An 8,180-nucleotide genomic window follows, 5' to 3' on the forward strand; every position below is an offset into this window, starting at 1 on the left:
CGGTACGGTAGTGTCGTGCTCGTGATCGAACACACGGGCAGCGGTGACCCGGCGCGGACGCTGGCGTTGCTGTGGCGCACCCAGGAGCGCGTGTCGCGCAAGGGCAAGCCGGACCTGAGCGTGGACCGCATCGTGCAGGCGGGCATCACCCTGGCCGACGCCGACGGGCTCAAGGCGCTGTCGATGCGGCGCGTGGCCGAGGCGCTGGGCGTGGGGACGATGTCGCTCTACACCTACGTGCCGGGCAAGGGCGAGCTGATCGACGTCATGGTCGACACGGTGCAGGCGGTCACGGGCCGGGAGCCCGCGCAGGGCTGGCGGGCGCATCTGACGTACGTGGCGCGGGAGAACCTGGCGCTGTACCGGCGGCACCCGTGGTTGTTGCAGGTCGCGCCGGCCCGCACGGTGCTGGGCCCGCAGGTGGCGGCGAAGTACGACTTCGAGCTGCGCGGCCTGGAGGGCGTGGGGCTCTCGGACGTGGAGATGGACTCGGTGCTCAACCTGGTGCTCGGGCACGTGCAGAACTCGGCGCGCGACCTCACGGCGGCCGCGGTGACCGAGAAGGAGACCGGGCTGACGGACCAGCAGTGGTGGGACGCGGCCGCGCCGGTGCTGATGACGGTGTTCGACCCGGCCCGCTTCCCCGTCGCCGCACGGGTGGGCGCCGCCGTCGGGGAGGCCCACCACAGCGCGTTCAGCCCGGAGCACTCGTTCGAGTTCGGGCTGGAGATGATCCTGGACGGGGTGGCGCGGCTGGTCGCGTCACGCGGGGGTGTAACTCCTGAGTGACGTCTCACGGGATGGGTCGTTAATTCCGACGCGGTGTCACTGAGGTGCCTACAGTTACGCCACGCCGATCAACTCGCCGTTCGGGAGGCTCGCTCGTGGTGGTCGACTCGCAGCCGCGGCAGGCGCTGGTGCGCCGCGTCACCGGTCTGGCGCGGTCGACGCCGGGACGGCTCAGCCTGATCGTCGTGGTGCTGGTCGTGGCGAGCCTGGCGAGCGGCTGGCTGACGACGTGGAGCGTGAACCGGCAGGAGCGGGCGCTCGAGGACCTGGCGACGCGGTCGGAGCCCCTGGCGCACGCGGCGCAGGAGGTCTACCGGGCGTTGCAGGACGCCGACGCGACGGCGGCGAGCGCGTTCCTCTCGGGCGGCCTGGAGCCCTCCGAGCTGCGGGAACGCTACGAGGCCGACGTCGCGCAGGCGCAGGCCGCGCTGTCGGTGGCGACGGCCACCTCGCCCGAGCTGACGGCGACGCTGGCCGCGCAGCTGCCGGTGTACACGGGGCTGATCGAGACGGCGCGCACGAACAACCGGCAGGGCTTCCCCGTGGGCGCCGCGTACCTGCGTGAGGCGTCGGGGTTGATGCGCACGCAGCTGCTGCCGGCGGCGCAGGAGCTGTACCGGGCGGAGACCGACCGGGTGGCGCGGGCGCAGGACGAGGCGAGCTTCCCGTGGGGCTCGGTGGCGGTGGCGCTGGCGTTCGTGATCGCGCTGGTGCTCACCCAGCGGTACCTGACGCGCAAGACGAACCGGCTGCTCAACGTCGGCCTGCTCGTGGCCACGGGGGCGGCGGCGCTGTCGTTGCTGTGGATGACGACGGTGTCGGTGCTGGTCATGAACGACGTGGCGGACTCGCGGGCGGCGTCGCAGAAGGTCGACGTGCTGGCGCAGGCGCGGATCGCGACGCTCACGGCGCGCGGCGAGGAGACGCTGACGCTGGTCGCGCGCGGTGCGGGGCAGACGTACGAGAAGAACTTCGTCGAGGTGTCCGAACGGCTGGAAGGGCTGCTGGACCAGGCGAGCAAGCTCGACGACACCGCGGCGGTCGACGAGGCGATGAAGCAGTTCCGGCAGTGGCAGCAGGTGCACCAGCGCATCCGCGAGGCCGACGACGCCGGGCAGTACACCGAGGCGGTGTCGTTGATCGGAAGCCCGTACTTCGACTCGCTGGACCAGGCGCTGGTGCGCGGGATCGGCGAGGCGCGGCAGGACTTCAGCGACGAGGTGGCGGTGGCGCGGGTGTCGCTGTCGGGCACGGCGGTCGGGGTGCTGGTGCTCGCGGTGGTCGGTGCGGCGGGTGCGGCGATGGGGTTGTGGCAGCGGCTCAAGGAGTACAGGTGAGGCGACTGGCGCTGGCAGCGGTGCTGCTGCTCGGGGCGTGTGCGTCGGGACCGGCGCCCAGCGAGGTCGTGCCGCGATCGGCCCCGGCCCCGCAGCCGGCGAACGCGAGCACGGTGTCGGCGGCGCCGAGCAGCCAGGCGAACCCGCCGCCCTCGTGCGACGCGACGGCGAGCCTGCGGCCCGGCGCGCTGCCCCAGCCCGGGCAGATGCCGGACGGCTCCACGATGGCGAGGATCGCGCAACGCGGCCGCCTGATCGCCGGGGTGGACCAGAACTCCTACCTGATGGGGTTCCGCAACTCGTTCACCGGCGAGATCGAGGGCTTCGACGTGGACGTGGCGCGGCAGATCGCCAAGGCCGTGTTCGGCGACGAGAAGAAGGTGCAGTTCAAGGTCGTGACGGCGGCCGAGCGGATCCCCATGCTGCAGAGCGGCGCGGTCGACGTCGTGGTCCGCACGATGACGATCACGTGCGACCGGCTCGAGGACGTCGACTTCTCGCAGGTCTACTACCAGGCCGGGCAACGGGTGCTGGTACGCCGCAACTCCGGGATCACCGGTGTGGAGGGCCTCGCGGACAAGCGGGTGTGCGTGGCGTCGGGGTCGACGTCGCTCAACAACGTCGTGAACAGGGCGAAGACGACGGTGAGCGTGCCGAACTGGACGGACTGCCTGGTGATGCTGCAACAAGGGCAGACCGACGCGATCTCGACCGACGACACGATCCTCGCGGGCCTCGCGGCGCAGGACCCGTACACCGAGGTGGTGGGGTCGCGGTTCACCGACGAGTCCTACGGGGTGGGGGTCCCGAAGGGCCAGGAGGACCTCGTCCGGTTCGTCAACGGCGTGCTGGAGCGGATGCGCACCGACGGCACGTGGCGCGGGATCTACCTGCGGTGGCTGACACCGCTGGGTCCGGCACCGACGCCGCCGGTCGCGCGTTATCGGGACTGAAAGGGGGGCCTCGATGAGTGACGAGTTGACGGAGACAGGGCCGTCGACGGCGCCGGGCACCGCGCCCTGGTCGGCGTCGCAGGAGGTGACGCGGTCGGCGTCGGCACGGGCGCGCCGCGGCAGTGCGCGGTCGATGAGCCGCGGCCGGCTCGGCGCGGGCCTGGTCGAGGTGCCCCGGATCCCCTACCGCGACCCGAAGACCGCGGTGCTGGAGAACCCCGAGGTCCCGGAGGCGAAGCGGTTCTGCTCGAAGTGCGGCAAGAAGGTCGGGCGGGCCAAGGACGGCAAGCAGGGCCGGGTGGAGGGGTTCTGCCCGCAGTGCGGGCACGCCTACTCGTTCACGCCGAAGCTCGAACCGGGTGAGGTGCTGCACGACCAGTACGAGGTGCTGGGGTGCCTGGCGCACGGTGGCCTGGGCTGGCTGTACCTGGCGCTGGACCACGCGGTGAGCGACCGGTGGGTGGTGCTGAAAGGCCTGCTCGACTCGGGTGACGCCGACGCGATGGCGGCCGCGCTCGCGGAGCGGCGGTTCCTCGCCGAGGTCGAGCACCCGAACATCGTGAAGATCCACAACTTCATCCGGCACGAGAGCCGCGTGAGTGAGAAGCTCGTCGAGTACATCGTGATGGAGTACGTCGGCGGCGAGTCGATCAAGGACATGATCACCCACCGGCGCCGGGAGGGCCGCGGCGACGAGGCGCTGCCGCTCGCGCAGGCCATCGCCTACGTGCTGGAGATCCTGCCCGCGGTCGGCTACCTGCACGGCGTGGGCCTGCTGTACTGCGACTTCAAGCCCGACAACATGATCCACACCGAGGAGCAGCTCAAGCTGATCGACCTGGGCGCGGTGCGGCGCATCGACGACCACCACTCCCCCATCTACGGCACGGTCGGCTACCAGGCGCCGGAGATCGGCACGATCGGGCCGTCGGTGTTCTCCGACATCTACACGGTCGGGCGCGCGCTGGCGGTGATGAGCTTCCCGTTCGACTTCCGCGGCAAGCTCAAGGACCGGCTGCCGACGGTGGACGAGGAGCCGCTGCTGGGCCGGTTCACCTCGTTCCACCGGCTGCTGCTGCGCGCGACGAACCCGAACCCGGAGCTGCGGTTCTGCTCGGCCGAGGACATGGCCGAGCAGCTCACCGGGGTGCTGCGCGAGGTGCTGGCGATCGAGGACGGCGTGCCGCGGCCGGGCCTGTCGCGGCAGTTCACGCCGGAACGCCGCCGGTTCGGCGTGGAGGGTGCCCTGGACCTGCGGGAGGTCGCGGTCGCGCTGCCCGCGCCGTCGGTGAACACCTCGGACGCCGCGGCGTCGTGGCTCGCGACGGCGACGACGTCGGACCCGGCGGGCCTGCGCAAGGCCCCGGAGCTGACGGTGGAGGTGCGGCTGCGGATCGTGCGGGTGCTGATCGAGTCCGGCGACACCGAGGCGGCGCTGCTCGAGCTGGGGGCGCTGACGGCGCCGTCGATGTTCGACGAGCCGGAGCTCGACCCCGCGGAGGACTGGCGTTCCGACTGGTACCGGGGTCTCGCGGCGCTGGTCGACGGACGGGCGCAGGACGCGCTGGGGTTCTTCGACGCCGTCTGCTCGGCGGTCCCGGGCGAGGCCGCGCCCAAGCTCGCGCTGGGCGTGTGCGCGGAGGCCGTCGGCGACCTCAAGGGCGCGGTCGGCTGGTACGAGCTGGTGTGGCACACCGACCACGCGTACGTGTCGGCGGCGTTCGGGCTGGCGCGCGTGCTGCTCGAGTGCGGGGACCGGGCGCGGGCCGTCGAGGTGCTGCTGTCGGTCCCGGACACCTCGTCACAACATCTGCCGGCGCAGATCGCGGCGGTGCGCGCGCAGCTCGGCGACTGCGGCGCCGAGGACCTCGTCGCGGCCGGGGAACGGTTGCGCGCCTTGGACATCGACGTGCATTCGCGCACGCAGCTGTCGGCGGAGGTGCTGGAGGCGGCGTACCACTACGTGACCCGCAATCAGGCCGCCGAGGGCCAGGTGCTGGACTGTGCACTCTCCGAACACGAACTTCGGCTGGGTCTGGAGCGTCGCTACCGCACGCTGGCCCGGTTCGCGGCCACGCCGGAGGAACGGATCGCATTGGTGGACCGCGCGAACGCGGTAAGGCCTAGGACGTTGGTTTGATGGACACCCTGAAGTGCCCGGAGTGCTTCGCGCCCGTCGCGGCGGAGGACCGGTTCTGCGAGGCGTGCGGACGCAACCTGCTGGTCCGCCGCACGCCGCTGGGCGGACCGACCGGTCCCGCGCAGGCCTCGTGCATCCTGTGCGGGTCGCCGGACATCGATGACGAGGACTACTGCACCCAGTGCGGCCGGCACCAGCCGTCGGCGCGTGACCGGGTCGAGTACGCGCTCGGCGCGGTGTCCGGGGTGAGCGACCGGGGCAAGCGGCGGGCCCGCAACGAGGACTCGATGGCGTTCGGCCACGTCGCGGGCAAGGGTGTCGCCGCCGTCGTCTGCGACGGCGTGGCCTCCTCCGAACGCGCCGAGCAGGCCTCGCAGGCCGCCGCCGACGCCGCCGTGGACGTGCTGCTCAACGCCCTGATCGACACGGCGGACCCCGAGCAGGCGATGGTGGACGCGGTCGCCGCGTCCTGCTCCGCCGTGGAGAAGCTGGTGGAGGACGAGCCGCTGGAACCGGGCGGCCGGGGCGTCGCCCCGTCGTGCACGTTCGTCTCCGCTCTGGTCACGGAGTCGTCGGTGACGATCGGCTGGGTCGGCGACTCGCGCGCCTACTGGCTGTCGGACGAGGGCTCGAAGCAGCTCACCGCGGACGACACGTGGGCGGCGCAGCTGGTCGCCGAGGGCGTGCTGACCGAGGAGCAGGCCCGCACGGACCGCCGCGCGCACGTGCTGTCGCGGTGGATCGGCGCGGACGCGGGCCAGGTGGTGCCGCAGGTCGTGACGCTGCAGCCGACCTCGCCCGGCGTGTTCCTGCTCTGCTCGGACGGCCTGCACAACTACAAGCCCGAGCCCGAGGACCTGCAGCCGCTGCTGCCGTGCGGGCCGGAGGAGTTCGTGAAGGTCGCGCTGGACGCGGGCGGTCACGACAACATCACCGTCGTGCTGGTGCCGTTCGCACCGGCGTCGTAGTCGATCCGGAAGGACCCTGTTGATGCCCGGCACCACCGTGGACGTGACCACCGAGGACGGCACCGCGGACGCCTACCTGGCGCGTCCCGACGGCGACGGCCCGTTCCCCGCGGTCCTGTTCTACATGGACGCCTTCGGCCTGCGCCCGCACCTGGAGAAGATGGCCGACCGCCTCGCCGAGGCCGGCTACGTGGTGCTGGTGCCCAACGTCTTCTACCGCGCGGGCCGCTCACCGGTGTTCGACCTGCCGGAGTTCATCGACCCGGCGGCGCGCCCCGGCCTGTTCGAGAAGATCGGGCCGCTGATGCGGTCGCTGACGCCGGAGGCGTTGATGAACGACGCCGGCGCGTACCTGCGTTTCCTGGCCGATTCGCCGCTCACGACGGACGGCCCGGTGGGCATCACGGGCTACTGCATGGGCGCGGGCCTGGCGTTGCGCACGGCGGGCACCTACCCGGACCGGGTGGCGGCCGCGGCCGGGTTCCACGGCGCGTACCTGGCGTCGGAGGCGGACGACAGCCCGCACCTGCTGGCAGGGAAGGTCACGGCGGAGCTGTACTTCGCGCACGCCGACCAGGACGCCGCCATGCCGCCGGAGCAGGTCGAACGCCTGGAGAAGGCGCTGACCGAGGCCGGGGTGACGCACCGGTGCGAGGTGTACGCGGGCGCGCACCACGGCTACACGCAGGCCGACACCGCCGCCTACGACGAGGAAGCCGCGGAGCGTCACTGGACGGAGCTGCTGGCGCTGTTCTCGCGCACGCTCTGAGACCCGGTCAGAAGGCCGCGGCGCCGGTCTTCGCGCCGGTCGCTCCGGGCGGCGGTGCACCAGCGCCGGTTGTCTTCGCGGCGGTCGCCTCGCCCGCCGAACCCTGATGGGATGGCCTCATGCGCAGGGCGGTGTTGATCGCGGTGGCGGTGGTTGTCACCATCGTCGCCGTGGTCTTCACCTTCCAGCGCAAGCTCGTGTACTTCCCCGAACCCGGCCCGCTGCCCTCGGCGGACGAGGCGATGCCCGGTGGCCGTGACGTCCGGCTGGTCACGGCGGACGGTCTGATGCTCGACGGCTGGCACTTCGAACTGCCTGAGGCACCCGCGACGGTCATCGTGTTCCCGGGCAACGGCGGCAACCGGTCCGGGCGGCTGTCGCTCGCGCGGGGGCTGACGGCGCGCGGGTTGTCGGTGCTGTTGTTCGACTACCGCGGCTACGGCGGCAACCCGGGCACGCCGTCGGAGGAGGGCCTGACCTACGACGCGCGGGCGGCGCTGGACCTGATCGACGGGCCGGTCGTGTACTTCGGCGAGTCGCTGGGGGCGGCGGTGGCGGCGGAGCTCGCGACGTTCCGAGCGCCGAAGGGCTTGGTGCTGCGGTCGCCGTTCACGTCGCTGGCGGCGGTGGGCTCGCACCACTACCCGTGGCTGCCGGTGCGGATGTTGCTGCAGGACAAGTACCCGGTGGTGGAGCGGGTGTCCGCTGTGGACGTCCCGACCGTGGTGGTGCTGGGCACGCGGGACTCGGTCGTACCGCCCGCGCAGAGCCGCGAGGTGGCGACGGCGGCGCGGGCGACGCTGGTCGAGATCGCGGACGCGGACCACAACGACGAGGTGCTGAACTCGGGGCCGCGGGTGGTCGACGCGATCGTGTCGGTCAGCTAGGTGTATTGACCCGCAGGGTTGTTGATTCGGCTGATGGGTGGGTGGCCGCCGAGCGCGGTGTGGCTGCGGTGGTGGTTGTAGGTGTGCAGGAAGTCTGCCAGGGCCTGGGTGCGTTCGGTGTTGCTGGTGTAGGGCCGTTGGTAGGCCCATTCGTCGAGCAGTGTGCGGTTGAACCGCTCGACTTTGCCGTTGGTCTGCGGCCGGTAGGGGCGGGTGCGTTTGTGGGTGATCCCGGCTGTGGTGAGGGTGTCTCGCCAGAGTCGGGACTTGTAGCAGGAGCCGTTGTCGGTGAGTACTCGTTCGACGGTGATGCCGTGGGTGGTGAAGAACAGTTGTG

At 71.8% G+C, this 8,180-nt stretch carries 8 protein-coding genes; 7 read left to right on the forward strand and 1 reads right to left on the reverse strand.

Going from position 1 to position 8,180, the window contains the following annotated elements:
- The first annotated feature begins 15 nt into the window (after positions 1–15).
- The 7 genes from BMY74_RS27005 to BMY74_RS27035 all read left to right on the forward strand — a co-directional run bounded on the left by BMY74_RS27005 (position 16) and on the right by BMY74_RS27035 (position 7,843).
- Positions 16–789 (forward strand): TetR/AcrR family transcriptional regulator, encoded by a 774-nt coding sequence (locus BMY74_RS27005; protein WP_425434861.1) that lies wholly within the window; start codon positions 16–18, stop codon positions 787–789.
- A gap of 95 nt (positions 790–884) precedes the next feature.
- Positions 885–2,126 (forward strand): hypothetical protein, encoded by a 1,242-nt coding sequence (locus BMY74_RS27010; protein ID WP_089920867.1) that lies wholly within the window; start codon positions 885–887, stop codon positions 2,124–2,126.
- The gene (locus BMY74_RS27015; protein ID WP_245786384.1) at positions 2,123–3,079 is read left to right on the forward strand and encodes a glutamate ABC transporter substrate-binding protein; all 957 of its coding nucleotides are present in this window, start codon (positions 2,123–2,125) and stop codon (positions 3,077–3,079) included. The genes BMY74_RS27010 and BMY74_RS27015 overlap by 4 nt, the downstream gene beginning before the upstream one ends.
- 13 nt (positions 3,080–3,092) lie before the next feature.
- Complete coding sequence (locus BMY74_RS27020; RefSeq protein WP_089920869.1) at positions 3,093–5,219, forward strand: serine/threonine-protein kinase; 2,127 nt, start codon at positions 3,093–3,095, stop codon at positions 5,217–5,219.
- Positions 5,219–6,187 (forward strand): PP2C family protein-serine/threonine phosphatase, encoded by a 969-nt coding sequence (locus BMY74_RS27025; RefSeq protein WP_089920870.1) that lies wholly within the window; start codon positions 5,219–5,221, stop codon positions 6,185–6,187. The genes BMY74_RS27020 and BMY74_RS27025 overlap by 1 nt, the downstream gene beginning before the upstream one ends.
- 22 nt (positions 6,188–6,209) lie before the next feature.
- Positions 6,210–6,956: a dienelactone hydrolase family protein gene (locus BMY74_RS27030; protein WP_089920871.1), complete on the forward strand. Its 747-nt coding sequence runs from the start codon at positions 6,210–6,212 to the stop codon at positions 6,954–6,956.
- A 119-nt stretch (positions 6,957–7,075) separates the two neighbouring features.
- Positions 7,076–7,843, forward strand: a complete 768-nt coding sequence (locus BMY74_RS27035) for an alpha/beta hydrolase (RefSeq protein ID WP_089920872.1) — start codon at positions 7,076–7,078, stop codon at positions 7,841–7,843.
- On the opposite strand, the gene BMY74_RS27040 is transcribed toward BMY74_RS27035, so the two are convergent.
- Positions 7,840–8,180, reverse strand: a 341-nt coding sequence (locus BMY74_RS27040; RefSeq protein ID WP_143091718.1) for an integrase core domain-containing protein, incomplete at its 5' end; no start/stop codon positions are given. The two genes, BMY74_RS27035 and BMY74_RS27040, sit on opposite strands and share 4 nt — an antisense overlap.

Source organism: Lentzea albida (assembly GCF_900111005.1).
In the GTDB taxonomy this organism is placed as follows: Bacteria; Actinomycetota; Actinomycetes; order Mycobacteriales; family Pseudonocardiaceae; genus Lentzea; species Lentzea albida.